Here is a 24,922-nt window from a genome sequence, read left to right as displayed (position 1 = left end):
CAAGCCTTACCCAAGCATCTCTAGTATAAGTCATGATCAAAGCTTCGAACGGCCTTTGCAGCAGAATTCCATGCAGCTGATAATTCATGCTCACTTTCAATGTTAGCGAAAGTCATATCTTGTTCTAGCTTTCCAAGATATTGCTGAGTAAGACTTAATGCATCCAAGAAAAGATCCATAGCTTCTTGCTCTCTCGTAGAAGAGTGCAGCATCCAACTCTCTAACCTCTCAAAAACCCACTCCAAACTTGGTAAATACATAAATATTGCCCTTTAAATTGCCTTACTTAAATCTATAGAAAAGCCTGCTTGGGCCAATTCCTTTGAAACATCCATTTTCCAAGCTCCTCTGTCGTCAAGATCTATATAAACTACGCCACTAATATCATTTGGAGTTTCTATATGACCTTTTACTAAAGCGGCCACCTTTGAGCGACCGAGCTTACCTATAAAATAGCCATGTTCGAAAACTACATTTTGCCTTGCTCTCGGTGCCGGGTCATTACCTTCTTTCGCGCCGGTATCGCATGGCGTATATAAAACAATAGCGTAACCGACATCACTATGAGACTCGATTTTTTCAATGATAGTTTGGCTTGAACTCGCCTGTTCATGCAAAATAATAGGCTCTAGCCCTACTTGATCCAGAAATCTTGCAAGTGTGACTTTTGCTAAGTCATCATGACCGTGTACGATAAAAACTTTGTTATTCAAGGTACTTCCTTTTATTTCTGAGACATCACCTACGATAGACTTTTGTGCTCTTTTCACTTCCATTTGATAGCCGGCTTTTATACTGCCTATCCCTTCATGAAAGCCCGGATCAACAACTTCATATTCTTCAGTTCCACCGTTGGACATCTTACGGAGAATTTGGTCTGAAGCTTCAATCAATATATCTGAACGTTGAATAATTATTTTATTCTTCTGAACGCTGCCTTTAACATTCTCGAACGTATCTCCATTAACTTTCATAATGGTCAAATTGTCATTTAGCATATTAGAAAGTGCCATTCATTCCCCTTGATGATTCGATGAAATAAGTGCATGACAGTGTATTCAAAAGCAATCGCATTATATCACCAGTCAATATATCCCAGGTGCAGAAAACTCCTCTCGCCAGAAAAAATATACAAGCCATTATATAAGCCTGCACCGGTGGAAGACTACTCTAGTAGATATATTGCGCCTGCATTATATCCTGATATTTTGCTGCTTTTGATCACAGACGTAAACCATTGAAAATCAATAAGTTAACTTTCTTCTTGCTGTGGATATGTGCAACTGCTCTTGATTTTCGAAATGGAGAACACAGAAAAGCAACAGACTGTATATAAAAGCAGCAAAGTGAAGCCTTTAGGGATGATCTATTGTTTCCGGACTCCAAAGTGAGTTGCGGGGAAGAGTATCAGTCTTAACGGCCATTTTTATACGCAACCGAAATTTTCAAAGCGTGAGTAATCAAAAATATAGGCACAGAAATAATCTTATTGGATTTTATTCAGTTTGTTTTAGTGTCAAAGCTGCGTAAAATCGGTGAATATTTATCGGTATTTGGGTCGTCATTGAACAGCCTTCTGAAGGCCGATGACCAAAGAGATTCGAGAGAATCAAGAATTTTCTAAAAACCATTCCCTCAAAGGAGAACGGTAGCGTGACGTAAGAGTAAGTAAAAGGCGCTGACCCAAGGTGGTGGAACACCATGGGCCAGCTAACCAAATTGATAAGCACAGTATCAAAATGGCTATATGGATCATACGCTAGAAACCCGCTCGTCTTCAATAAAGTGGAGTCCATTCAGCAGTTTGGGGCATGTTCCCTGGCTCTGGAAGCGTTGCGTCTGCCTTTTCTACTTCTATGCCTACCGTTCTCGCGCCCCACCTGATGCTTCCTTAAGAGTTACTTTCATATCCTTCCATTAAGGGAGGTCTACGTATGGTTTGAGTATTCATAGGAAGCAAATATGTTGATCTTAAAGCGCCGAACGGGTGAAAACTTACGGATTGGATCGAACGTCTCAGTTACGGTATTGGAAGTTAAGGGTAATCAGGTAAAGATAGGCATACGTGCTCCCAAATCTCTACCCGTTCACCGTGAGGAAATCTATAGACGTTTACAAAAGGAGAGGGTGTTGGGGGATGGAGTTGGTTGAGATTACGAAGCGCCCTAAGCAAGGGCGCGCGTTGGCGAGTCCAGTCCGCTGGGCGATCTAATAACTGGCAGATGGAGCGTATCGTAAGCTGCCCGACGCGTGTCTTTCACGCGTGAAGTTTATTAGCTTGTTATAAGCTACCATGTACCTCTCTCTTATTTTCAAGATCTTCACCACAAAATGGGCAGTATCTTATAAGGAGGTGATGAGAGCACATCTGTGAGCCAACTTCCCCTTCATAACCATCCTCAATATCAAATTCAGTTGCAGATTGCCACTGCGAAAGAACCCAACCCCATTCCACCCGATTAATTTTTTGATAGAAAATTTCAGCATCTTCGTACTGATTTTGTCTACAACGATGCTTTAATTTTTCTTTACTCATATGGATTTATAACGCCTTTGTAATGGGCAGCCTTGTGGCGAAGACACGCTTAAGGTCGGCCAGTCCGAAGGACGATCGTCGACAAACTTGTTATAAATCGTTGCTAAGTACAAGTGAATGAAAACGTTAACCGACAATCTATGTGTTTTAGCAATTGGTTCACAATATTTGGGGCTTCCCATATTTCAGTATCACTGCCAGTAGATATCGAAAGAAATATATCACACGACTCTGCGGCAATTTGGTATTTACTAAAGAAAGCCACTATTTCTGCCATGGTATCTTCATTCAGAGGAATACGTCCCACAAAGCAAGGATTCTTGAAATGTGCCCGATACTTTGACAGCTTAACCTCATGGACGAGATTGCCAGCTTGCTCCTCTGTTAACTCCAGAAACCGAAAGCTAACATAGTCTTTAAAATGATAATCTCGATGATTTGACATATTTTAGGTTTATAAAGTTTATATAGTAATCATTCTGACTATTATTATCATGATTACCATCCTGGGATCAATCTTACGAAGAAGTGCGTAAAAATTTCGAGGAATTAATAAATCACATACAAGTCCGAATTCTTGCTCCAGATGCGTAAATGATCACTTTGCCCACTATCCCCAATAAATAGACTTTCTTTAACTCATTTCCTTAAAAGTTACTTTCAAATCCTTCCATTAAGGGAGGTCTACGCATGGTTTGAGTATTTATAGGAAGCAATTATGTTGATCTTAAAGCGCCGGACGGGTGAAAACTTACGAATTGGAGCAAGCGTCTCAATTACGGTATTGGAAGTTAAGGGTAATCAGGTAAAGATAGGCATACGTGCCCCCAAATCTCTACCCGTTCACCGTGAGGAAATCTATAGACGTTTGCAAAAGGAGGGGGTGTTGGGGGATGGAGTTGGTTGAGATTACGGAGCGCCCTAAGCAAGGGCGTCCCTCTGGCAGGTCTTCTTAACTCTCTATGATGCCTTGCTTAATTAGTGTTTTTTTCGCAAACCCTACGAAGAAATAGATAGCGACGGCATGAATAGCTCCGATAATCGCAACTGAGAACAAAAGAACTGAACCACTTACTTCATGACCGGATTCGGAAAGTGCGATAGCTCCGAAAATAGCTTGAATAACTACGTTAATAGTGATGAGGACAATTACTACCCTGGTTTTTTCACTTTTATTGAAATAGCGACGATTCTTATTCGCAAAAGAAGAACATACCCAAAATATCGTGCCTAATAATATTCCGATATTTACGCCGCTACTACTGCTAAGGCCAAAATAGTTAAGTGTAAATCCTACGATGAAAATCAGTGTTATATAAGTTAAAGCGAACCGGGTTAATACTCCTCGAATGCTCATTACTTCTCCTTGTGTAGTTAATGCCAGGTTCAGCGGAACGTACTGCAACCATTTGTTATGATTTGCTATGGAAAAATACAGTTACAACTTTCCTTTTGTATAGAATTTACTTCCATGTGATCGTGTAACTCATTATATAGGTTTACGCCTTTGTCTATTTCTTCCTGGGTAATGTTCATATTGAGATACTCTCGACAATACTCAACATGTTCCAATGGGTCTTGACCGGAGAGTTGGATAAACGCAAGCTGTTCGTACATTTGCGGCCCTAAATCTTCAGTATGCTCAGTTCCTAAATCATCCATAGCCCCCCAGCAACCACCTTTGGCTGCGTAAAAAACTAGCTCTCTGGCTTTCGTCTGTAAATCCTTGTACGGTTTTCCGTCTTCCTTGAGTTTTCTAGCTTCATCTCCTAGCATTCGACCGTACAAGTGCATTCCCTTTACAGAGCCAAGTTCAGAAGCACGTTTTGCTACCTTTTTCACCTCACCCGGATATAGTCGGTCTAATACTTCTTCGAATTCATCTTCATCATCATACTCACATGCATCAAGTTCCCAACCGAGACTTTGTAACTTTGACTCAATCTCTTTTAGGTCTGTGATTTGCTCATAACTCATAGTTTCTGACTCCCCTTTATTTGAAACATGGCATTTATATAGTAATCATTCTGGCCACTATTATGATGATTACTATTCTGGAATCAATCTAACGAAGAAGTGCGTAAGAACCTTGAGGGATCAATAAATCACATACAAGCCGGAACTCTTGTTCCAAGTTCAAAAATAATTACTTTGGTCACTATCCCCAATGAATAGTTTTTCTCTAATTCACTGTTAGACCTAAGCTTTCAATCAATCTGAATTTCTTAAAAAATAACAGCCAAACCGATTGAAAATCATGTTGATTTCTTATCAGGTACTTAGGAGAGTTGAAAAATGGAGCAGTATTGGAAGTGTTTTAGCACGCTTTAGGTCGTATACCACTTGGGTAAAGCTGTTTTTAGAGCTGACAAACCCATAAGCGATGCAGGTAAGTTGAGAACAGACTCGGGTTCTGAAGTTGATAGAAAATAGAAGGGCACTAGGGCAAGAAGGGGTAGTTTGATTTATATCAAAAAAAGAAAAGGGGGCAGAGCCCCCTTCTTTAAATCAGATCTGCTCTTTATCGGAGCAGATTACCAGAACCCTTACAGGTTGCTGATTTCCTCAAGTTGCTGTTGCAGACGCTCGTGAGCACCTTTCATTTCCGCGAGCTTGTCCTTCTCCTTGGCAACAACGGCTTCGGGGGCTTTGTCTACAAACTTGGGATTGTTGAGCTTGCCTTCAACTCGTGCGAGTTCTTTGGAAAGTTTATCAATCTCTTTTTGTAGACGGGCACTTTCGGCTTTAACGTCGATTAGGCCGGCCATGGGTACCAGCAATTCCATATCGCCTACCAGGGCGGTGGCGGAGGCTGGTGCAGCTTCTCCACTTTCCAGCCAGGTGATTTCTTCGAGGCTGGCCAGTTTGATCAGCAGGCTGCGGGCTTGCTCCAGCAGTTCTTTGTCACGGTTGGAACCGCCGCGCAGGATCAGTGGGATTTTCTTCGCTGGGGAAATATTCATTTCACCGCGAATATTACGCACGCCTTCAATAACCTGCTTCAACCAGGCAACAGCCGCTTCCGCTTCCTCGTCGATCTTGCTGTTATCTGCTTCCGGGTACTGCTGCAGCATAATGGTGTCACCGTTGAAACCGGCGAGGGTTTTTACACGCTGCCAGATTTCTTCAGTGATAAATGGCATCAGTGGGTGAGCCAGACGCAAAATGGTTTCCAGTACGCGGATCAGGGTGCGGCGGGTGCCTTTCTTCACTGCGTCGGAGGCGTTGTCGTCCCACAGTACCGGCTTGGACAGTTCCAGGTACCAGCTGCAGTACTCGCTCCAGATAAAGTCGTACAGGGCTTGGGAGGCGAGGTCGAAGCGGTAGGTGTCCATGGCTTCGCGCACAGTGATTTCGGTGCGCTGCAGCTGGGAAATAATCCAGCGGTCGGCGATGGTCAGTTCAAAATCTGTGCTGCCATCTTGTCCACAATCGTACTCTTCGCAGTTTTGCAGTACGTAGCGGGAGGCATTCCAGATCTTGTTACAGAAGTTGCGGAAGCCTTCAATACGGCCCACATCAAACTTGATGTCGCGGCCGGTGGAAGCCAGTGAGTAGTAGGTGTAGCGCAGGGCATCGGTACCAAAAGCAGAGAAACCTTCGGGGAAGTCCTTGCGGGTTTGCTTTTCGATCTTCTCGCGCAGGTGCGGTTGCATCAGACCAGAGGTGCGCTTCTCTACCAGGGTCTCCAGGTCGATACCGTCGATCAGGTCGATGGGGTCGATCACGTTGCCCTTGGATTTGGACATCTTCTGGCCGTGGTTGTCACGCACCAGGCCGTGCACGTACACGGTGTTAAACGGTACTTCCTTCTTGAAGTAGAGGGTCAGCATCATCATGCGCGCGACCCAGAAGAAAATAATATCGAAGCCGGTGACCAGTACGGAGCTGGGGTGGAAGGCTTTCAGTTCTTCGGTATCTTCTGGCCAGCCCAGGGTGCCGAAGGTCCACAGGCCGGAGGAGAACCAGGTGTCGAGTACGTCGTCGTCCTGGCGCAGGCTGATATCGGCGCTCAGGTTGTGCTTCTCGCGCACTTCCTCTTCGCTGCGGCCAACGTAGACTTTGCCTTCGTTGTCGTACCAGGCGGGGATGCGGTGACCCCACCACAGCTGGCGGGAAATACACCAGTCCTGGATATCGCGCATCCAGGAGAAGTACATGTTTTCGTAGTTTTTCGGTACGAACTCAACGCGGCCATCTTCAACGGCGGCGATGGCTTCATCGGCCAGGGGCTGGGTTTTCACATACCACTGATCGGTGAGCCAGGGCTCGATCACCGCACCGGAGCGGTCTCCGTGAGGTACCTTGAGGGTGTGGGGCTCTACTTTTTCCAGCAGGCCGAGGGCGTCCAGGTCGTCGACAATCTGGGTGCGCGCGGCAAAGCGCTCCATGCCTCGGTATTTTTCCGGCACTGCGTCATTCAGGTGGGCGTCGGCATCGAGGATGTTAATCATCTCGAGGTTGTGGCGCTGGCCCATTTCGTAGTCGTTGAAGTCGTGAGCTGGGGTGATTTTTACACAGCCGGTGCCGAATTCTCGATCGACGTATTCGTCGGCAATAATCGGGATTTCGCGATCCGCCAGGGGCAACTTGATGGTCTTGCCGATCAGGTGCTGGTAGCGCTCGTCTTCCGGGTGTACGGCTACGGCGGTATCGCCGAGCATGGTTTCCGGGCGGGTAGTGGCAACTACCAAGTGGCCGGAGCCGTCGGAGAGCGGGTAGCGGAAGTGCCACAGGTGGCCCTGCTTCTCTTCGTTTAATACTTCCAGGTCGGAGATCGCGGTGTGGAATTTCGGGTCCCAGTTCACCAGGCGCTTGCCGCGATAAATCAGGCCGTCTTCATACAGTTTGATAAAGACTTCCTGCACCGCTTTGTAGAAGCCGTCGTCCATGGTGAAGCGTTCGCGGGACCAGTCGGGGCTGGCACCCAGGCGGCGCAGCTGGCGGGTAATGGTGCCGCCGGACTCTTCCTTCCACTCCCAGACCTTCTCAATAAACTTGTCGCGGCCCAGGTCGTGGCGGGATACGCCTTCGGCGCCCAGCAGGCGCTCTACCACCATCTGGGTGGCGATACCGGCATGGTCGGTGCCCACTTGCCAGAGGGTGTTGTCTCCCTGCATGCGGTGGTAGCGAATCAGGGCGTCCATGATGGACTCCTGGAAACCGTGGCCCATATGCAGGCTGCCGGTGACGTTCGGCGGCGGGATCATAATGCTGTAGGGCTTGGCCTCAGTATCCCCGGAAGGCTTGAAGTAGCCGTTCTCCTCCCAGGTTTTGTACCACTGCTGTTCGATGGCGTTGGGCTGGTATGTTTTGTCCATGCGGGCGGGAAACCTTGTGTTTAACTGACTGCGTGCACAGCGTTTTGGCTCAGGATAGTCTGGTGCTTGCTCGGGCTGCGCGGAAAAGGCGGCAATTATACCGCCGGGGTCTGGTGGGAAAAAGGCGGTATTTGAGCTTAGGGAGTTATTCAGAGGCTCCCTTAGACCGTCTCTTAATCCCAAACGCCGAGCTCGTCGACCACGTGTTCTATTTGGGCGCGCAGGCGGCGCTCCAGTTTGGGCAGCTGTTGGGCGACGAGTTGTTCGATCAATTCCTGGCGCTGGCGCTCTTTGGCGGAGGGCTCAGGGTCTGCGGCTGGATCTTCTTCGGCGGCTTGGGCCTCAGTGCTTGGAAGTTCAGCTTCTTCCTTTACTTCAGGGGCCGGGGCCACTGTTGCTGGGGCTTCTGTTTCCGAGGGCACTGTTGCTTCGGTTACTTGGGTATTTTCTTCAACTGGCAGGGGCCGTCCACCGGTGAGGCGGGAGCGAATATGATTTGGCAGGAACGGGTTTTCCGCCCGGGGCTCCGGCTGCGGTTCGGGCTGCCCCTTCGGTTCGGCCTCTGGGGAATCTTCAGCGTTGGTTTCCCGGGAAATCTGCTCTAACGGTGTTTCAACCGGTTTATCTTCAACGGGCTCTTCGCCGAATTGTCCGGTTTCTGCGGAAGCCTGCGGTTCCTCATCCTCTACAGCCAGCTCTTGAAGCGGGCGCAAAAGAGCCAGGTCAGACTCTGCCAGCGACAGGGATTGCTGGGCCAGCATCTCTTCTTCAACCGGTGAAAATAAAATCGGCAGGTCGATATCTTCCAGTGAGGTATCGATATCTTCGAACTCACTGGTAGCTGGTGTCCCACTGGGTTTTGGTATGTCGGCAATAGTGGGAAGTGTGGGGGGCTCAGGGGTTACAGGATTACCCTGCTTGGCCACTTGGCTGAGCACGGGGATTTCTTCATTGTTCTCGTCGGTGACAAGCAAGTTGTGCAGTGAATTAAGTTCATCCAGAAATTCACTGGGCTGCTTGCGCTGCTGTCCGCGGTGCTTGTGTTTGTTTTTTTTGCCGGACATGACTCTCGGACGTAGTTAGAGGCTCTAATTAATCTTATGGGATTGTAACGGATATCCGCGATCGCGGAAGTGACCAAATCGCAATCGGGACCGTTTTAATGGTTCCGGTTGTTGGATCACAACTTCTGCCAAGCGTTCAAAGCGGCTAAACCACTTGGGTACTTTGGAGCAGAGATTGATCAGTAAGCCGTGGTGATCTGCGGGGTCTTCTCCGCTGTTAATTTCTATTTGCGCCTGTTGGTTTTCAGTTTGAGGGGCGTGGGGCAGAAAACTGTCCTCGCGAAATGTCCACAGCAGTTGATCCATCTGCTCCGCCCGTTGCGGGTCGTCCACCGCGATTAATACCCGCATACCCGCGCGGAAGGCTTTCTCAGCCAGGCGGCAGGCAAAAACATCGGCGTGTTCCGGTTGGTCGGAGGAGAGAATATAGAAATCAATGCGAGTCATTACAGATACTGGTCAAATAATCCCGGCCATATTGATACGCCGCCAAAAACAAAAGCGGCCCATTAATTAATGGACCGCCCGGCGGCCGGGCACCGATGGTGCCGGCGGCTATTGTGCGCTTTGGCTACTTATTTGCCCAGTAGATATTCAACCAGTAGAGGAACCGGACGGCCGGTTGCACCTTTCTGTGCGCCGGACTTCCAAGCACTACCGGCAATATCCATATGTGCCCATTTGTAGTCTTTGGCAAAACGCGCCAGGAAGCAGGCAGCGGTTACTGAACCGGCTTCGCGTCCACCGATATTTTGGATATCGGCAAAATTGGAATCCAGGGAGGACTGGTACTCGTCCCACAGCGGCATTTGCCATGCGCGGTCGCCAGTAGTTTCGCCAGCCTGGAGAAGGCTCTTGGCCAGTTCTTCGTTATTGGCGTAGAGACCGGTGGCGTGATGGCCCAGGGCGATAACACAGGCACCGGTGAGGGTGGCGATATCAATCACTGCGCTGGGCTTGAACTTGGCTGCGTAGGTGATCGTATCGCACAGAACCAGGCGGCCTTCGGCATCGGTGTTGAGGATTTCGATGGTTTTGCCGGACATGGAAGTCACAACATCACCGGGCTTGCTGGCGCGGCCGCTGGGCATATTTTCAGCAGCGGCAACCAGGCCTACTACGTTGATAGAAGGCTGCAGTTCAACCAGGGCGTTCATCACGCCGAAGACACTGGCGGCACCGCCCATGTCGTATTTCATTTCGTCCATGGCCTGGCCCGGCTTGATGCTGATGCCGCCGCTATCGAAGGTGATGCCTTTACCGACCAATACCACAGGTTTTTCGCTGGTCTTGCCACCTTTGTAGTTCATGGCAATCAGCGCGGGGGGCTCGTCGCTGCCTTTGGAGACGCTGAGGAAAGCACCCATGCCCAGGGCTTTCATTTTCTTTTCATCCAGCACACTGGTGGTGAGCTTTGCATGTTTTTTAGCCAGCGCCTTCGCCTGGGCAACCAGGTAGTTGGGGGTACAGATATTGCCTGGGAGATCCCCCAAATCACGGGCGACATTGCTGCCCAGTGCTTGAGCGGCACCCACTTCCATGCCGCCTTGAATAGCTTTCAGCTGCTTTTTCTCTGGGGCGTGGATGGTGAATTTCGCCAGGGGCAGGGGCTTTGCATCGGTGCGGGACAGGGTGTAGCGATAGCTTGCCAGACCGGCGGCCATGGCGATTTGCTGTGCTTTCCAGCGGTTATCCGCACCTTCAACCTCTACTTCGCAGAGGTAGCTCGCGGCTTCTTTAAAGTTCTTTACTCCATTGGCGCTGCTGGCTGCCAGCTTGCGGAATTCCGCCTGGCTGATGGTGCCTTTACCGGTGCGTACGACCAGAACGCGCTCGCTGGGAACGTCGATAAGATTGATCAGCTGGGTGCTGCCGGATTTGGCCCCCAAGTCCCCGCGCTTGAGGATTTTTGCAATCATTCCCCCGGTCAATTTATCCAGGCTTTTTCCACTTTCGCTGAGGTTATTTTTGGCATCTGCTGAAATAATAGAGCAGGCACTGCGTTGTTTACTGATATCTGCAACCTTGGCGGAGAACTGCATTTTTCGCTTTCCTTAAAATCTGACAATAGATTGCATGTCTCTAGGCCGAGACATAGCAAGAATTTTTAGTGATAATGCGTCGCACAAGTTTAACCCGCCTGCCTGTGGATTGCTGTACCTAGAGGGAAACTTGCTCGTTTTTGATTCAGACACCATCACACCGCTGTCACCAAGGAATTTGTTCGCCCTGTGATTATTTTTCGCTATCTCTGCCGCGAGCTGCTGTTTGCCACGCTAGCGGTTAGCGCAATTTTGCTGTTAATTGTGATGAGCGGCCGATTCGTGAAATACCTGGCGGAAGCTGCCGCCGGTGATATTTCGGCGAATATCCTGTTCTCCCTGATGGGATTCCGTTTGCCGGGATTCCTGGAACTGGTATTACCGCTGGGCCTGTTTGTGGGGATTCTCCTCTCCTATGGCCGCCTTTATATAGAAAGTGAAATGACGGTTCTGCACGCCTGTGGCTTTAGCGATTGGCGTTTGCTGGGCTATACCATGATTCCAGCACTGATGCTGGCGCTGGTGGTGGCGTCCATGAGCCTGTATTTCTCTCCGGCGGGTATGGAGCGTTCCACCAGCCTGTTAAATGCAGAAAAGGCGCGCAACGAATTTGATCACCTGGTACCAAAAAGATTTGTGTCCTCCCAGGGCGGCCGCGCGGTTTATTACGCCGATGCGCTGAGCGAAGATAAGTCCACCATGTTGGGGGTGTTCCTGGCTGAGTTGGGTGGTGCGGAAGAGGAAACTGAGGCAGACCAGCAGATTGTCATCCGTGCTCGTGAAGGTGTACAGGAGATAGATCCTGAGACAGGCCTGCGCTATTTGGTACTGCGCGACGGTTTTCGCTATGAGGGTGTTCCCGGCGAGCGGGAATACCGCCAGATGAAATTTGACAGTTACTCGGTGATTCTAGAGGTGCCTCGCGAGCGCAGCCGCTTGCAGGACCAGATGGAATCGGCTTCAACCCTGGATCTTCTTAAAGGCGATGATCCACAACAGAGGGCCTACCTCTACTGGCGCTTCAGCCTTCCGATATTGGTATTGGTGGTTGCAGTACTAGCAGTTCCATTATCCCGTACCAACCCTCGGCAGGGGCGTTTTGCGAAGATGATCCCGGCCATTCTGCTGTATATCACCTACCTGGTAATCCTGCAGGGTGTCAGGGGGGCGATTGAGGACGGCAAGATTTCCAATCCGGCAATGATCTGGCTGGTTCACCCGCCATTCTTACTGCTCGGCTTGCTGTTGTTAGCGGGAAGAAATTGGCGCAAGGCGCCGCCCAAGCGTTTGCCCGAGGATGTGAAGGAGTCGCCAGGTGAGTAAGCTCGATTTATATATCGCCCGCACCGTTATTGTTGCTGTGGGTGGCGCGCTGATGATTATTCTTGGCCTCACTGTGGTCTTTGCATTAGTGGACCAGTTGGGGGAGCTGAAGAAGGATTACGGCTTTGTCGATGCCCTGAAGTATGTGGGTTGGACATTGCCAGCGCGTATCTATGAACAGCTGGGCTTTTCCGCCCTGGTTGGATGTCTGGTGGGGCTGGGTTCATTGGCAGGTACCAGTGAGCTGACCGTTATGCGGTCTGCCGGCGTCTCAATCGGTCGGATTACCTGGGCGGTGATGAAGCCCATTATGCTGCTGATTTTACTGGGTTTGGGCCTGGCGGAATTTGTTATTCCCAAGACCAATGTAATTGCCGAGAGTGACAAAGCCCGGGCATTGGGTGAGCTGGAGGCGAGCGGCCTGGAAAGTGGCCTGTGGCTGAAAGACAGCGGCGAGTTTGTTCACTTCAACGCGGCACTGCCGGATGGTGAACTTTACGGTGTTACCCGCTACCACTTCGGTGCTGATCGAGAGCTGGAGCAGGTGGAGTTTGCTGAGCGCGGCCATTTTGATGGCAAGCGCTGGGAGTTGGAGAATAGCCGCACGACCATCTTCACCGGTGAGCATACCGAGAGTGAGGCGCTGCCTACGACCGAGTGGAAGGCGGAGATTTCGCCAGAGTTATTCGCCTTGGTGGTGCCTTTGCCAGCGGATCTGTCACCGCGCAATCTGTGGGCTTACGGCAAATTCCTCGATCGCAAAGGTGAAGACTCCAGTCGCTACTGGTTGCAGTTCTGGAAAAAAGTATTGCAGCCTCTCACTATCGCCAGTCTGGTGATGGTGGCGATCTCCTTTATTTTTGGCCCTCTGCGTGAAGTAACCACCGGACTGCGTGTGTTTACCGGATTGGTGGTTGGCCTGGTGTTCCAATTTGTCCAGGATATGCTGGGGCCATCTTCTCTGGTATTTGGCTTCCCGCCTTTCCTCGCGGTGTTACTACCAATATTGCTGTGCTTTGGCGCGGGATGGTATCTACTGCAGCGGGCCCGTTAGGGCCCCTGGCCTTCTACTTTTTCGACTTCTTTGGAAGTACGCGCACCTCGGATTCGGAGATAAGGTCATGCCATGTGGCCTTGTCGGATCTGGCCCAGGCAGAGAAGTAACCGAGTCCCAAACAAGCAATAGACAGCGGCGCTACGATGGCGCGAAGGATGCACTGGCGCCAAGTGAGCTGGGCTCCGTTTGGGCTCGCCAGCAGCAGACGCCAGGCGCGCATCCCCACAGTTTGACCCGCAGCCCTCCAGGACCAGAAGTAATACCCTACGATAACCGCTAGAGCGCCCAGCTGGAAGAATGGTCCGCTGACACAGGGGTTGTAGTCATTTGCCTCGGGCTGGCAGTTGAGGCCCACCACGGTAGAGGCAACCATCAGCGCGATAAAGCCGTAAACCACCAGTAGGCCCATCAGTATCAGCAGGTCGTAGAGCAGTGCAGCCAGGCGTGGACCCACCCCGGCAACAGGGAGTTCAGGAAAGGATTTGGGGGTGTTCGAGCTACTCACGGTTATCTCCGCCGGTTTTAAGTGGCGGAGATTCTAACAAACCTGTAAACGGGGAAGGAGAGGTAGCGCGCCTGAGTTCAGGGGCTCCCTAAAACTCCAGCTCAAAAGAGAACTTGAATTTGTCGTCGGACAGAGAGATGCCGTAGTCCACCGAGCTGCCAATCTTGCCCTCGTTGTTGGTGTACCTGAGCAAGCCTGTACGTGCGGCGCGGGAGTTCTGTGTCTTGTACGTTTCTAGACCCATTCGCAGGATTTTGGATAATGCCTTGCCACCTTTCAGGGGCTTAAACTTATCTGGATTGGTGTGCATCTGCAGCCACTGGTAATTCAGGCGTCGCTGTACGTTGCTCATACTATTGGTGCGCAAGTACTCGGCGGCCTGGACCAGTGCTTCGTTATCCATAGCAAATGCACTGTCGGAGAAAAACAGACTGCCGGATTCCATATTCAGGGTTTCATGGGAATCCGGGATAAATAACTCATCGGCAGAACAGACGCAGCACGCGGGCAGAAGAAATAGGCCAACGGTTTTTGGCACTAGTTGATTGGCGCTGAATCGGAAACTGCAGAGTAGCATTCTGTTTACCCCTGGGTGTCAACTTCTCATTTCGATGGCCGCAAGCGGTCGTTGAATTTATTATGGGTCACCCTTAACAAAGCATTTTTTCGAATTAATTAGGCGGCTGATGCAACTCCACTTACTGGACAGTCCGAAAAAGTCATCTCTTTCCTTGGAGGCCGCATGAAATGGATACTTTTTCATTTTTGTCTAAGTGGTCGCGAGCGTGAGCAGGAGCCCGCCAATGTTTTTTTATTATTGTTTTGGTATTTCTGTGCCAATGCTGATGAAAAAATTGTCTTGAATAGCTCCTCTTTCCACCGGATCGGGGCTTAGGTGCCAGGAAAGAGTTCCAAAATGCGCTACCGCAAAATTCTCCCACAAATAATCAGTGAGGATGGGGTAGGTTGGCTATCGGCTCTGGGTTCGTGAATCGCTTCTATGGCAAAGCTGTTGTCACGAAATAGCTGGACCCAACTTTCCAGGGTGCGGAAATACCAGGGAGCGGCCTCTTCAAAATCTCCCTCAATACCTTCCCAAGATCCCGGGCGCCATCCATCTCGATAGGGCTCATTACCGCAGGCTTGATGGGGGTGAAGAGTTTGGATGACAAAATACCCACCGGGCAGCATTAACTCGCGTGCATGACTGAATAGTTGCTCGACAGATTCCTTTCCGATGAGGGAGAAATTGCACACGATAAGTTCAAACTGCTGTTCCAGTTTTTCGGAGCAAATTTCTTCGTACTGCAATCGCCGGTAGGACTCATTGGCGCCTGCTCGAGCGCTGGCAATATCCACTAAATCTTTAACGCCATCGACACCACAGACTCGAATACCTTGCTCTGCCAGTTTTCTGCTGAGCCAGCCTTCACCGCAACCGATATCTAAAATGCTCGCAGGTTGGTACGCCATGATTGTGCTGACAATGGCGGCATCAGTGACCAGTCGGCGGCTGGGAATGGCGGCATTGTCTACTACTTTAGTCCACTCATGAGCATTCTTATGCCAGCAGGTGAGTACCTGATCATCACTGAATTCGGAATTGGGCATGCTTGGGTGACCTCCAGCCTGTCATTATTCACAGCTTGAGTGTACCGTCAGTGGACCATCCAGCTACAAAGGTGCTGAGGTCCCATGTCCACTCAAATGATTTTTGATTATGTGATCGTAGGTGCCGGCTCCGCCGGTTGTGTTTTAGCAAATCGGCTCAGTGCCGAAGAGCAGAATCGAGTTTGTCTTCTGGAGGCGGGTCCTAAAGACCGGAGCCCCTTGATCTCCATTCCTGTGGGTATTGGCGAGTTGCTACCGGGAACTCGCTATAACCTACACCACCATACCACGCCACAAAAGCACCTGAATGACAGGAAACTGTTTTGGCCGAGGGGCAGGACCCTTGGGGGTAGTAGCTCTATAAATGCCATGGTTTATATCCGTGGAAACAGCGATGACTACGATGCCTGGGAAGCAGAGGGTAATCCCGGTTGGGGTTGGAAGGGTTTGTTGCCTTACTTCTTAATGTCGGAAGGCAATGAGCGGGGTACTGATGCGCACCACAGTGGCTACGGCCCTCTGTCGGTCTCGGATTTAAAGTGGAAAACCCGATCGGGCCATGCTTTTTTACGCGCAGCTGAGTCCCTGGGACACCGGCCGAATAATGATTTCAATGGCAGCCAGCAAAATGGCGTGGGTTTTTACCAAGTAACCCAACGGCGCGGCCGCCGCTGCTCTGCGGCTACAGCTTATCTGCACCCAGTTTCCAGCCGCTCTAACCTACATGTTCGTACCAACAGTCAGGTGGCGAGGATTATTCTCAGGGGAGAGAAAGCGACCGGCGTCGAATTGCTTGATGGCACTAAAATCCTGGCGAACAAGGAAGTGATTTTAAGTGCGGGTGCTATCCAGTCGCCACAGCTATTAATGCTGTCTGGTATTGGGGATCAGGACCAACTGCGTAAATCTGGAGTGACTTCGCAAGCGCACCTTCCCGGTGTTGGAAAAAACCTGCAGGACCACCTGGATATCATACAAGTAGTGGAAGCCTCTGAAGCAGTTAGCTTTTCCGAGGCACTATGGCCGAAGCTCCTCACCGCAATGCGCCTGCCAGAACTGATCTTTTTAAATAAAGGGCCCTTAACCAGCAATGTGGCCGAGGCGGGGGGCTTTGCCAGTTCCAGTCTGGCGGGGGGCAACCCGGATATTCAGTTCCACATGACGGCAGTTCCGACTTTCCAACACGGGTTTAATAAGCGCACCTGCTACGGTTACTCCCTTCACGCCTGTGCCCTGAGGCCTAAGAGTCGCGGTGAGATCACTCTGGACTCCACCGATCCACGCAAACTGCCCAGAATTGAACCCAACTACCTGAGTGAGCCCGAGGATCTGCAGGTATTGGTGGAGGCATTTGAAATGGCACAGGATATCCTCGCCCAGGAGGAACTGAGTCGCTACAAGAAAAAGTCCTTGCGTCCAGAGCAGAAGTTGAGTGATAGAGAGTCAATCATCCACTATATTCGCCAGCATGCAGAATCCATCTACCATCCGATAGGTACCTGTCGAATGGGGAGTGATGAATTGGCTGTAGTGGACAGCGAGCTAAAAGTACACGGTGTGGATGGACTGAGGGTTGTGGACGCCTCCATAATGCCCACCCTGATCAGTGGCAATACCAATGCGCCTGTGATCGCTATTGCGGAGAAGGCGGCAGATTTGATTATGCAGCAGTCTTCGCGCTCGTTTGTAAAAGAGAATAGACACACTCAGGAAGTTGAATGATTTGGCAATGCCCGCTTTGTGCTGCCCCCTTAACTTTAGGAAAAGATACTTGGCACTGTACCAATCGACATAGTTTTGATCGCGCGCGTGAGGGCTACGTCAATTTGTTGCCCGTTTACCGCAAGCGCCGCAAAGATCCCGGTGACTCTTCGGAGATGCTTCACGCACGGCGGCGCTTTCTTCACGCCGGTTACTATCGGCCCCTGGTTGATAGTATTTCGGCGCTTCTACCCTACAAGCCCGGCCGCCGTTTGTTGGATATTGGTTGCGGAGAGGGGTATTACCTGCGGGAGCTTGAGTCCGCTGGCTGGCATGGCCACGGCCTTTCCGGTATCGACATTTCAAAATCCGGCGTGCGCATGGCGGCCAAGCGCGACAGTGGCGCCCAGTTTGTGGTTGCTAGCAATGTGAATTTGCCGGTGGTCTCGGAGTCGGTGGATAACCTGCTGAAGATCTTTGCCCCAGCCCCCGATCATGAAATGGAGCGGGTAATCAAAACCGGTGGCCATTTGGTAGACGTATCCCCTGGCCCCGATCACTTGTGGTCACTAAAGAAGTACCTCTATAAAGAGCCGCGTAAACATCCCGCACCCAAAGTGATTGAGAAGTTGACCCCGGAAGTCGATATGCGCTGCTCTTTCCCGTTTGTATTGAAGGGCAAGCAGGCCATTTCAGATTTCCTTGCTATGACGCCTTTTGCCTGGAAGGGCAACCGTGAAGAACGGCAGAAACTCGAAGAGCGCGGCAGCCTGGAGCTGGAAGCGGACTTTGTTATTCGTCGTTTTATTAAACATAAATAACAGGCATTTGCTAGGTAGAGGTAATAGAGCAGCGTTATGGCGACTCCCAGAGACTTTGGATTTATGCGGCGAGCCCTGGAGCTTGCACAACTCGCTGCTGAGCGCGGTGAAGTGCCGGTGGGTGCGGTTTTGGTCCAGGATGGAAAAATCATAGGGGAGGGCAGTAATCGCCCGATTGGGAATTGTGATCCCAGTGCCCATGCGGAAATCGTAGCCCTGCGGCAAGCGGCAGATAAACAACAAAACTACCGCCTGCCAAACACCACTTTATATGTGACGATTGAGCCCTGTACTATGTGCTTTGGCGCAATGGTACATGCGCGGGTAGGGCGGCTGGTATACGGCGCTACCGAACCCCGGGCCGGTGTTGTTGAGAGCCAGCTGGAATTGGCACAAGCCAACTTTTTCAATCATAAGATTACGGTGGAGTCGGGAGTCATGGCGGAAGAGGCAAGCAATTTAGTGCGCGAGTTCTTTCATGATCGACGCTGATCTGGCATTTGCTTTTGTGGTGAATTCAATAGTTGTCGCCACCGTCGTCCTGATTCACCACGAAGTATTGAGTGCCCTTGCCCGGATTGGCCGCTGGATTCCGATCAAGCATAACCTGGCGATTGTCCTGGGGGTGTTTGGCGCTTTGATCGCCCACGTGGCTGAAATATGGCTGTTTGCCTACTGCTACTACTTTATGGTGAATTCGCCTTATTTTGGTACTTTGGTGGGCAATTTTAATGGCAGCCTGTTGGACTGCGCCTATTTCTCATTCACCACTTATACCTCTCTGGGTTTCGGTGATATTGAGCCCCTGGGGCATCTGCGTTTTACCGCTGGCCTTGAAGCCCTTACGGGACTGGTGATGATTACCTGGACCGCTTCTTTTATGTTTTTAAAAATGCAGCGTTATTGGGAAAATTGATGGCAGGGTTCTTAAGATTTAATTCGCGCCGTACGCCCTGTGCGTTGTGTGGGTTTTTCTGCTGGATAGAACTCTTTTGAGTGGAGCCTTAAATAAAAGTGCCTGCCCACACTGCGCCAGAGTTTTCCGAAAGGGTGCAGCCAATAGAGCCACCGGGCGACTTTCGTGCGGTGGATATTGGATTTAACAATATTGGAGATGTGCTCGTTTTCCCACAGAAGGTGGGGCTCAACGCCATACAGTTTTAGGTCAAATTGCCAGAAGTGATCGAATACCTTGTCGATGGGTTCGAAAATACGGCTGGCATATTTTAAGACTTTCTCCATGCCGCGCCGGTTAATCAAATATCCCTGTGCTCCACACCACCCCCGCTCTGGTCGCACTAACTGATGAACACCATCATTCAAGGTTTGCACGACTTTTCGCTTGCGGACCTTAAGTCCCATCAGTCGAATCATCTCGATATTTTCAGGGAGTTGCTCTAACTCCGCTAGGACGCGGCCAAATGAGGGTTCTAGCTGTACATCATCTTCAAGAATACAGACCCGGTCCAAGCCGGAGCGGTATGCCCGACGAATTGCTCTCAAGTGGGCGAGATAGCATCCAATTTCGGAGCTTTTGAGTTCGCACAAGTGGCGCCACCGGGTGACGTTACTCGCGATATGCTCATTGTCTTCCAGTTCCGGAATGCCTGAGCGCCCATCAATCCCCTCAATCGTGTTGATATGCAGTCGCTGCATTTTCCCGGCGCTGAGTAATAGGTCAACGTCATCACTGTTTGGTTGCAGAGTGATAATCCAACAGGGGGTATTGGCGATATAGGGTCGCTGACGGCGGCCGCGCGGGGTAATTGGGCGTCTGGAGCTTAAAGGGAGGCGGCGACGTTGTCTTGTTGATGGGGAAAGCGGGTGCCGCTTGGGCTTGTGGCTGGTAGCAGCCAGCAGGCCAGGTAAGAATTCCTGAGCTACCACAGTTGCTAGAATGACAGGGCTTTTCCACCAAGAGGCGCTGGAGAAGAGTCGGGCACCACAGGAGCCCCCTGGACGCTTGGAGGTCAGGGTTGGAAAACCTTTAGTTATACCGTCTGCAGACGGTATAGAAGCGTCATGGGCCATTAACTCCCCTGATCTTATGGTCCTAAGATAAGTTGCTACGATTGAAGGTTAAGGTTTGACCTGCCAGTCCGAAAAGGATGAGGGAACTTACTACTGGGGTGGAAGGAAAGAATACACCGCACTCGAGACATGCTGTGAATACATCCCTGTAAGCTCCTAATCGGCATCCATACCTCATAGTGTCGCAAGCGCGGTGTATTCTTTCCTTCTCCCTCTTTAGTAATTGTGAGAGGTGTCTTGTAGAGGTGCCAAGGTGGAGTTGGTTCAATAGGGACTGTGGATGAACTCAGGCTTTATAAAAATGGCGTTGATCCTGGGGCTTTTGAGCTCTGTTGGTCCTATGGCCATTGATATGTATCTGCCTGCATTACCTGCGATGACAAAGGCCCTCGACACCTCAACCCAGGTCGCGTCCTATACGTTGATGGCTTATTTTATTGCGTTCGGGGTGTGTCAGATTTTTTATGGCCCCGCTTCCGATATGTTTGGCCGCAAACCGCCGCTCTATTTTGGTTTGCTGGTTTTTACTTTCGCATCTATTTGTTGTGCCCTGGCAACCACTATCGAGTGGTTAATTGCCTTCCGTTTCTTACAAGGAGTGGGTGCCGCCTCGGTAATGTCGATTCCCCGTGCAATAATTCGAGATTCTTATACGGGTACTCAAGCAACTCGCCTTCTTACGACAGCAATTCTTGTCCTTTCAATTTCTCCTATGTTGGCGCCATTAATTGGTAGTCTGCTATTAATTTCGTTTGGTTGGCGCAGCATATTTTGGGGGATATCCATTGCTACTTTTTTAAGTTTGATACTTGCTATTACAAGCCTTCACGAAACCTTACCAGTGAATAAGCGCATACCATTTAAAATAGGTGCGCTGCTTGAGTCTTATTCGATATTGCTACGTGACCCCATCTATATAGGGCTTACTTGTATAGGAGGGTTTGGCTTCGCCAGTGTACTTGCTTTTTTTGCGGCAGCTTCATTCTTATATACGAATTACTACGGATTGACCCCAACCGAATTTAGTCTTGCTTTTGCTCTAAATGCGCTTAGTTTCTTCTTGTCGAGTCAATTTTCGGCAAATTTCGGTGCCCGTTTAGGGATGGTGAAGCTGGTGAAGTGGGGTGTGACTGGATTTGTAATAAGCTCGGTGACCATGTGTTTAGTGATAGAGGCCGGTTTTGATCATCTCGTACTACTGATATGTATGCTTATCGTATGTAATATGTTTCTTGGTTTGGTTCTTCCGACGGCATTTATTCTTTCCATGGAAAGACATGGCCCTATAGCGGGAACGGCTTCTGCCCTGGCTGGTACTATGCAGTTGTCAATCGGGGCTGTAGCTATCCTGATAACCAGTTTGGTTTTTAATGGAACACCAGGGTCGCTTGCTGGGGTAATTGCGGTGTGTGGAATTTTGGCCTTTGTGGTTTCCTGGTTAGTTTTGCGTAATGTAGTCAGCATCACAGCAGACCAGAGCGATTGAGTAATACCAAAATAAATTAGGGAGCCTCTGAATAACTCTGTGCTGGCATTTCACTCAGCATCGTTCGAGTGATGCTGAGTGAATTCTGGAGTGCTTAAGATCAGTAGGCACCAGCACTGTAGATCAGCTCATAGCTGTGGCTGTAAATTTCCAGAATGTTGCCAAAAGGATCTTCCATATAAATCATGCGATAAGGCTTTTCACCGGGGTAGTAATAACGGGGCTCCGGCATACGTTTTTTACCACCGGCCGCTACAATCTTATCCGCCAGTTCTTCCAGGTTGGGGTCTTGCACACAGAAGTGAAAGATCCCGGTTTTCCAGTATTCAAAGTTATCTTCTGGGTTTTCCTGATTGCTAAACTGGAATAGTTCTACGCCAATCCGGTCCCCTGTCGATAAGTGAGCAATGCGGAAACTACCCCAGTTTGGGCCAAATACGTCGGTGCACATTTCACCGATAGCGCTTTTGTCCTCTGTGATATCTGTGGGCTTCATAATCAGGTACCAACCAAGTACCTCGGTGTAAAACTTCACAGCTTCTTCAAGGTTTGGCACTGAAATACCGATATGAGAAAAGGTTCTCGGGTATGCGTTACTCATAGCTGTCTCCTTTGTTGAATGCGGTTAAGTTACAGCTTCTGATTCATTACGTATAATTATCATTTGTAATATTTTTAAGTAGAATTCGTAATGATAAATCCAGTGTGGTTAAGAAGCTTCTGTACCTTAGCTGAAGAGGGGCACTTCACTCGTACGGCGGATCGCTTGCATATGACTCAGTCTGGGGTCAGTCAGCATATACGCAAGTTAGAGGAGCACTTAGGTGTCGCTCTGTTAGTTAGACAGGGTAAACACTTCACTCTCACGGATGCTGGTGATCGGCTCTATCGGGAAGGGCAGGGGATTATTCAGAAGCTTGCCAGTCTGGGACAAATTGTTGGTGAAGACCCTCCCCACCATGGGGATGTACGAGTAATGTGCCCCGGGAGTGTGGGGCTGAAGCTCTATCCCAAGTTGTTGTCCCTGCAGAAGATCCACCAGGGGTTATCGATTAGCTGTCGTTTCGCACCCAACCTGGATGTAGAGAAGGCCATTGCGGGAAACGGCGCTGATATTGGATTAATGACCAGCCCGCCACAAGCAGAGGAGATTGACAGTCGGCCGATCGCCAGTGAAAGGTTATTGCTAGTGACGCCGGCTGAAGTGAAAACCCCAGATTGGGAGTCGCTTTTAGCGCTGGGGTACATAGGCCATCCTGACGGTATACACCATGCGAGTCTATTATTGGGAGCGAACTTCCCACAATTTAGAAGTCTTGAAGCTTTTCAACAAAAAGGGTTTTCCAACCAGATCAGCTTAATCCTGGAGCCCGTTAGTATGGGATTGGGTTTCACAGTTTTACCCGCCTATGCGGTAAGTGCATTTCGAAAGCCGAAATTGATTAAGGCACATAGCCTTGAAAATCCCGTTAGTGAGACACTGTATTTGGCGCTTAGGCGCACTCAACTTGTACCCGCCAGAGTCAGGTTTATTATTGGTGAAATGGAGAAATGGCTTTAATCGGGCTCCTAAGTATCAAAAAGCTGAACATTTTTGGTAAAAATACCGGGTTGTTTCGCTCCCTGTTATTTTTGGCTCTATCACAACTTTCTCTTGTGGGAATAGCTAAAGCTGAGAGTGTTAAGGATGAGCAGGATAAGATACTGATGTTGTTGGCTTATTCTATAGTATTCCAGGATTGGGTCAGGCCTACTGATAAAAATAAAAGAGGCCATAATATTGGTGCGGTTTTATTTGATAATGATGCCAAGAAAATAGTCGGGGCCCAACTAAATTCAGTTTTGCGTTGCGATGACAAAACTCAACACGCTGAAGTGCGTTTAATGCAGCAGTGTCTATCAGAGAAATGTCTCGGAGAAAAAAGTCAATATTTGACCAAAGCCAATGTTACGATCTACACATCTTTAGAGCCCTGTATGATGTGTAGCGGAATGATGATTTTTTTGGGCGTTTCAGGTGTTGTATACGGGCAAACTGATCCAGACTATGGTCAAAGTATTGAACGACTTAAGCAAAGTTTTGACAAAAATTGTGGCTATGAGCATTCTCAGTGTATCGTAGATAAACCGGGAAATTATTACACTCGCCGTATAACTTCAGAACCATCGAAGCTTTTACAGAAAGAGAAGCTGGATGGGGCTTACTTTAATTATGAATTACTACATGGAGACTATATTGTTAGCTTCCTATTGAGTGGCGATGCTAAAGAAATTTATCAGGAAGCTTTTCGGAACTTCAAGAATCTGGATATTAGGCATAAGGAAAATCGGTATATATATCGCCAAGCACTTTCAACCCTAAAACAGCTGGAAAATGGTGAACTGCAGTTGGGTTACTGTCCATCCTGGCAGTCGCACCATCACTAACTATTCGACTATTGGTTTAGAGCTTTTCGAGCATGCTCTGTGAGGTTGATAGTGATCTCTTTAATCAATTTCGATTTTAAGTTCCAAACATGCCAGTAAAGAGGAATTTTCAAATACTGGTCTTCAGCGAGTTTCACCAACTTTCCACTTTTTAGCAGGCTGGCGATCTGAATATCTGGTGCCATTCCCCAACCCAGCCCCAGAGTTAAGAAACTGAGGAAGCTCTTTGAAGAGGGGATTTCATGAGATGGGTACTGACCGGTCTCCACGCCCCAAAACTGTTTAAGGTAACGACTCTGCAATTGATCCTTATAGTTGAACTCCACTGTGGGAGCGTAGTGGAGCTCTTCAACCTTAATCGGGTCTGAAAAAAACTTCTTCTTAAAGGCCTTGGTGCATACAGGGTAATAGGCCATATGACCGAGTAGTACCGATTGGCAGCCCTGGAGGTTACTGGTTGTTGAACTGATACAGCCAATGACTTCACCATTCTTCAGCAATTCATGGGTAGCGTCCTGATCGTCGACCTTTAGATCCACGAGCAACTGCTGGGATCGAATCAATGGTGTGATGGCAGCCAGAAACCAGGTATCCAAGCTATCTGCATTCAGTGCGATACGAACCTTATTCTGGTTGCTATAGCGGGTCTTGCCTCCCTCTGGATCGATATCAGTGAGAAGCTCTTGCTGTAACAAGTGCATTTGCTGGTAGTACCCCAACACTTTGAGGCCGGCTTCAGTGGGTCGCAAAGGGTTGGAGCGTATCAATAGGGCTTGGCCAACCTGGCTTTCTAAGGCTTTGATTCGTTGGGAAATCGCAGACTGGCTGACATGGAGTAGGGCGGCAGCCTTGTCAAAACTGCGCTCCTCTACGACAAAGGCAAAGGCTTGGAGTTGCTTTAGGTCTAGCATAAGAATTTCTTATGAGGGATCAGTATAATTAAGTTTACTTATTCTAGTTTGACTCTTAATCTCGCGCCACTATTCAGGCCCGCAGC

At 49.5% G+C, this 24,922-nt stretch carries 27 protein-coding genes; 12 read left to right on the top strand and 15 right to left on the bottom strand.

What is annotated here, in order from left to right; translation table 11 throughout:
* Positions 1-20: 20 nt before the first annotated feature.
* Positions 21-260, bottom strand: coding sequence for a hypothetical protein (locus ACJJIS_RS16675; protein WP_475708600.1), 240 nt, complete (start codon positions 258-260; stop codon positions 21-23).
* A gap of 12 nt (positions 261-272) precedes the next feature.
* Positions 273-1,013 (bottom strand): TIR domain-containing protein, encoded by a 741-nt coding sequence (locus ACJJIS_RS16670; protein ID WP_444914522.1) that lies wholly within the window; start codon positions 1,011-1,013, stop codon positions 273-275.
* A 949-nt stretch (positions 1,014-1,962) separates the two neighbouring features.
* Here ACJJIS_RS16670 and csrA (ACJJIS_RS16665) point away from each other — a divergent pair.
* Complete coding sequence (csrA, locus tag ACJJIS_RS16665) at positions 1,963-2,151, top strand: carbon storage regulator CsrA (protein WP_475708599.1); 189 nt, start codon at positions 1,963-1,965, stop codon at positions 2,149-2,151.
* Between the two features lie 130 nt (positions 2,152-2,281).
* On the opposite strand, the gene ACJJIS_RS16660 is transcribed toward csrA (ACJJIS_RS16665), so the two are convergent.
* Entirely contained in the window at positions 2,282-2,536 is a 255-nt protein-coding gene (locus ACJJIS_RS16660; protein ID WP_444914520.1) for a hypothetical protein, read from the bottom strand.
* Positions 2,537-3,254: 718 nt separating this feature from the next.
* Between ACJJIS_RS16660 and csrA (ACJJIS_RS16655) the strand changes: the two genes are divergently transcribed.
* Positions 3,255-3,443, top strand: a complete 189-nt coding sequence (gene csrA, locus ACJJIS_RS16655; protein ID WP_444932055.1) for a carbon storage regulator CsrA — start codon at positions 3,255-3,257, stop codon at positions 3,441-3,443.
* 45 nt (positions 3,444-3,488) lie between these two features.
* Here csrA (ACJJIS_RS16655) and ACJJIS_RS16650 read toward each other — a convergent pair whose 3' ends face one another.
* The 6 genes from ACJJIS_RS16650 to ACJJIS_RS16625 all read right to left on the bottom strand — a co-directional run bounded on the left by ACJJIS_RS16650 (position 3,489) and on the right by ACJJIS_RS16625 (position 10,963).
* Positions 3,489-3,893, bottom strand: coding sequence for an ABZJ_00895 family protein (locus ACJJIS_RS16650; protein WP_475708598.1), 405 nt, complete (start codon positions 3,891-3,893; stop codon positions 3,489-3,491).
* Between the two features lie 65 nt (positions 3,894-3,958).
* Positions 3,959-4,513 carry a hypothetical protein gene (locus tag ACJJIS_RS16645; protein WP_413664643.1) on the bottom strand — a complete coding sequence of 185 codons (555 nt, stop codon included), beginning with the start codon at positions 4,511-4,513 and terminating at the stop codon, positions 3,959-3,961.
* A gap of 569 nt (positions 4,514-5,082) precedes the next feature.
* Entirely contained in the window at positions 5,083-7,857 is a 2,775-nt protein-coding gene (locus ACJJIS_RS16640) for a valine--tRNA ligase (protein WP_475708597.1), read from the bottom strand.
* 173 nt (positions 7,858-8,030) lie between these two features.
* Complete coding sequence (locus tag ACJJIS_RS16635; protein ID WP_444926899.1) at positions 8,031-8,921, bottom strand: hypothetical protein; 891 nt, start codon at positions 8,919-8,921, stop codon at positions 8,031-8,033.
* 24 nt (positions 8,922-8,945) lie between these two features.
* Positions 8,946-9,368: a DNA polymerase III subunit chi gene (locus ACJJIS_RS16630; RefSeq protein ID WP_282933987.1), complete on the bottom strand. Its 423-nt coding sequence runs from the start codon at positions 9,366-9,368 to the stop codon at positions 8,946-8,948.
* A 128-nt stretch (positions 9,369-9,496) separates the two neighbouring features.
* Positions 9,497-10,963: a leucyl aminopeptidase gene (locus tag ACJJIS_RS16625; protein WP_475708596.1), complete on the bottom strand. Its 1,467-nt coding sequence runs from the start codon at positions 10,961-10,963 to the stop codon at positions 9,497-9,499.
* Positions 10,964-11,152: 189 nt separating this feature from the next.
* On the opposite strand from ACJJIS_RS16625, the gene lptF reads away from it, so the two are divergent.
* Complete coding sequence (gene lptF / locus ACJJIS_RS16620; RefSeq protein WP_475708595.1) at positions 11,153-12,286, top strand: LPS export ABC transporter permease LptF; 1,134 nt, start codon at positions 11,153-11,155, stop codon at positions 12,284-12,286.
* The gene (gene lptG, locus ACJJIS_RS16615) at positions 12,279-13,340 is read left to right on the top strand and encodes an LPS export ABC transporter permease LptG (RefSeq protein WP_444906182.1); all 1,062 of its coding nucleotides are present in this window, start codon (positions 12,279-12,281) and stop codon (positions 13,338-13,340) included. The genes lptF and lptG overlap by 8 nt, the downstream gene beginning before the upstream one ends.
* 13 nt (positions 13,341-13,353) lie before the next feature.
* Here the strand turns inward: lptG and ACJJIS_RS16610 are convergent, their stop codons facing one another.
* Both ACJJIS_RS16610 and ACJJIS_RS16605 read right to left on the bottom strand, forming a co-directional pair.
* The gene (locus ACJJIS_RS16610) at positions 13,354-13,848 is read right to left on the bottom strand and encodes an RDD family protein (RefSeq protein WP_444906181.1); all 495 of its coding nucleotides are present in this window, start codon (positions 13,846-13,848) and stop codon (positions 13,354-13,356) included.
* Between the two features lie 88 nt (positions 13,849-13,936).
* A complete protein-coding gene (locus ACJJIS_RS16605) occupies positions 13,937-14,425 on the bottom strand; it encodes a hypothetical protein (RefSeq protein WP_413664649.1) in 489 nt (162 codons plus the stop codon).
* A 165-nt stretch (positions 14,426-14,590) separates the two neighbouring features.
* On the opposite strand from ACJJIS_RS16605, the gene ACJJIS_RS16600 reads away from it, so the two are divergent.
* Positions 14,591-14,743: a hypothetical protein gene (locus ACJJIS_RS16600; RefSeq protein WP_413664650.1), complete on the top strand. Its 153-nt coding sequence runs from the start codon at positions 14,591-14,593 to the stop codon at positions 14,741-14,743.
* Between the two features lie 26 nt (positions 14,744-14,769).
* Here ACJJIS_RS16600 and ACJJIS_RS16595 read toward each other — a convergent pair whose 3' ends face one another.
* Complete coding sequence (locus ACJJIS_RS16595; protein ID WP_445354956.1) at positions 14,770-15,459, bottom strand: class I SAM-dependent methyltransferase; 690 nt, start codon at positions 15,457-15,459, stop codon at positions 14,770-14,772.
* A gap of 84 nt (positions 15,460-15,543) precedes the next feature.
* On the opposite strand from ACJJIS_RS16595, the gene ACJJIS_RS16590 reads away from it, so the two are divergent.
* Genes ACJJIS_RS16590 through ACJJIS_RS16575 form a run of 4 tightly spaced genes read left to right on the top strand, consistent with a single transcriptional unit; the run spans position 15,544 to position 18,897 of the window.
* Positions 15,544-17,181: a GMC family oxidoreductase gene (locus tag ACJJIS_RS16590; RefSeq protein WP_475708594.1), complete on the top strand. Its 1,638-nt coding sequence runs from the start codon at positions 15,544-15,546 to the stop codon at positions 17,179-17,181.
* Entirely contained in the window at positions 17,178-17,981 is an 804-nt protein-coding gene (locus tag ACJJIS_RS16585; protein WP_475708593.1) for a putative RNA methyltransferase, read from the top strand. The genes ACJJIS_RS16590 and ACJJIS_RS16585 overlap by 4 nt, the downstream gene beginning before the upstream one ends.
* Positions 17,982-18,017: 36 nt before the next feature.
* Positions 18,018-18,473, top strand: a complete 456-nt coding sequence (gene tadA, locus ACJJIS_RS16580; RefSeq protein WP_413664653.1) for a tRNA adenosine(34) deaminase TadA — start codon at positions 18,018-18,020, stop codon at positions 18,471-18,473.
* Positions 18,460-18,897: an ion channel gene (locus tag ACJJIS_RS16575; RefSeq protein ID WP_192879377.1), complete on the top strand. Its 438-nt coding sequence runs from the start codon at positions 18,460-18,462 to the stop codon at positions 18,895-18,897. Before tadA ends, ACJJIS_RS16575 begins: the two co-directional genes overlap by 14 nt.
* A gap of 11 nt (positions 18,898-18,908) precedes the next feature.
* Here ACJJIS_RS16575 and ACJJIS_RS16570 read toward each other — a convergent pair whose 3' ends face one another.
* The gene (locus ACJJIS_RS16570; RefSeq protein ID WP_475708592.1) at positions 18,909-20,012 is read right to left on the bottom strand and encodes a glycosyltransferase family 25 protein; all 1,104 of its coding nucleotides are present in this window, start codon (positions 20,010-20,012) and stop codon (positions 18,909-18,911) included.
* Between the two features lie 280 nt (positions 20,013-20,292).
* Between ACJJIS_RS16570 and ACJJIS_RS16565 the strand changes: the two genes are divergently transcribed.
* Positions 20,293-21,498, top strand: a complete 1,206-nt coding sequence (locus tag ACJJIS_RS16565; RefSeq protein ID WP_475708591.1) for a multidrug effflux MFS transporter — start codon at positions 20,293-20,295, stop codon at positions 21,496-21,498.
* 100 nt (positions 21,499-21,598) lie between these two features.
* Here the strand turns inward: ACJJIS_RS16565 and ACJJIS_RS16560 are convergent, their stop codons facing one another.
* Positions 21,599-22,099 (bottom strand): lactoylglutathione lyase family protein, encoded by a 501-nt coding sequence (locus ACJJIS_RS16560; RefSeq protein WP_282933974.1) that lies wholly within the window; start codon positions 22,097-22,099, stop codon positions 21,599-21,601.
* A 90-nt stretch (positions 22,100-22,189) separates the two neighbouring features.
* Between ACJJIS_RS16560 and ACJJIS_RS16555 the strand changes: the two genes are divergently transcribed.
* Together ACJJIS_RS16555 and ACJJIS_RS16550 are read left to right on the top strand one after the other, a co-directional pair.
* The gene (locus tag ACJJIS_RS16555; protein WP_475708590.1) at positions 22,190-23,059 is read left to right on the top strand and encodes a LysR family transcriptional regulator; all 870 of its coding nucleotides are present in this window, start codon (positions 22,190-22,192) and stop codon (positions 23,057-23,059) included.
* A complete protein-coding gene (locus tag ACJJIS_RS16550) occupies positions 23,050-23,925 on the top strand; it encodes a nucleoside deaminase (RefSeq protein WP_475708589.1) in 876 nt (291 codons plus the stop codon). Before ACJJIS_RS16555 ends, ACJJIS_RS16550 begins: the two co-directional genes overlap by 10 nt.
* Before the next feature lie 8 nt (positions 23,926-23,933).
* On the opposite strand, the gene ACJJIS_RS16545 is transcribed toward ACJJIS_RS16550, so the two are convergent.
* A complete protein-coding gene (locus ACJJIS_RS16545) occupies positions 23,934-24,836 on the bottom strand; it encodes a LysR family transcriptional regulator ArgP (protein ID WP_444892969.1) in 903 nt (300 codons plus the stop codon).
* Positions 24,837-24,922 lie beyond the last annotated feature (86 nt).

The organism is Microbulbifer maximicatervae (SeqCode) (assembly GCF_056231245.1).
Note: the sequence above shows the minus strand (reverse complement) of the source record. Positions and strands in the feature narration are given on the sequence as shown.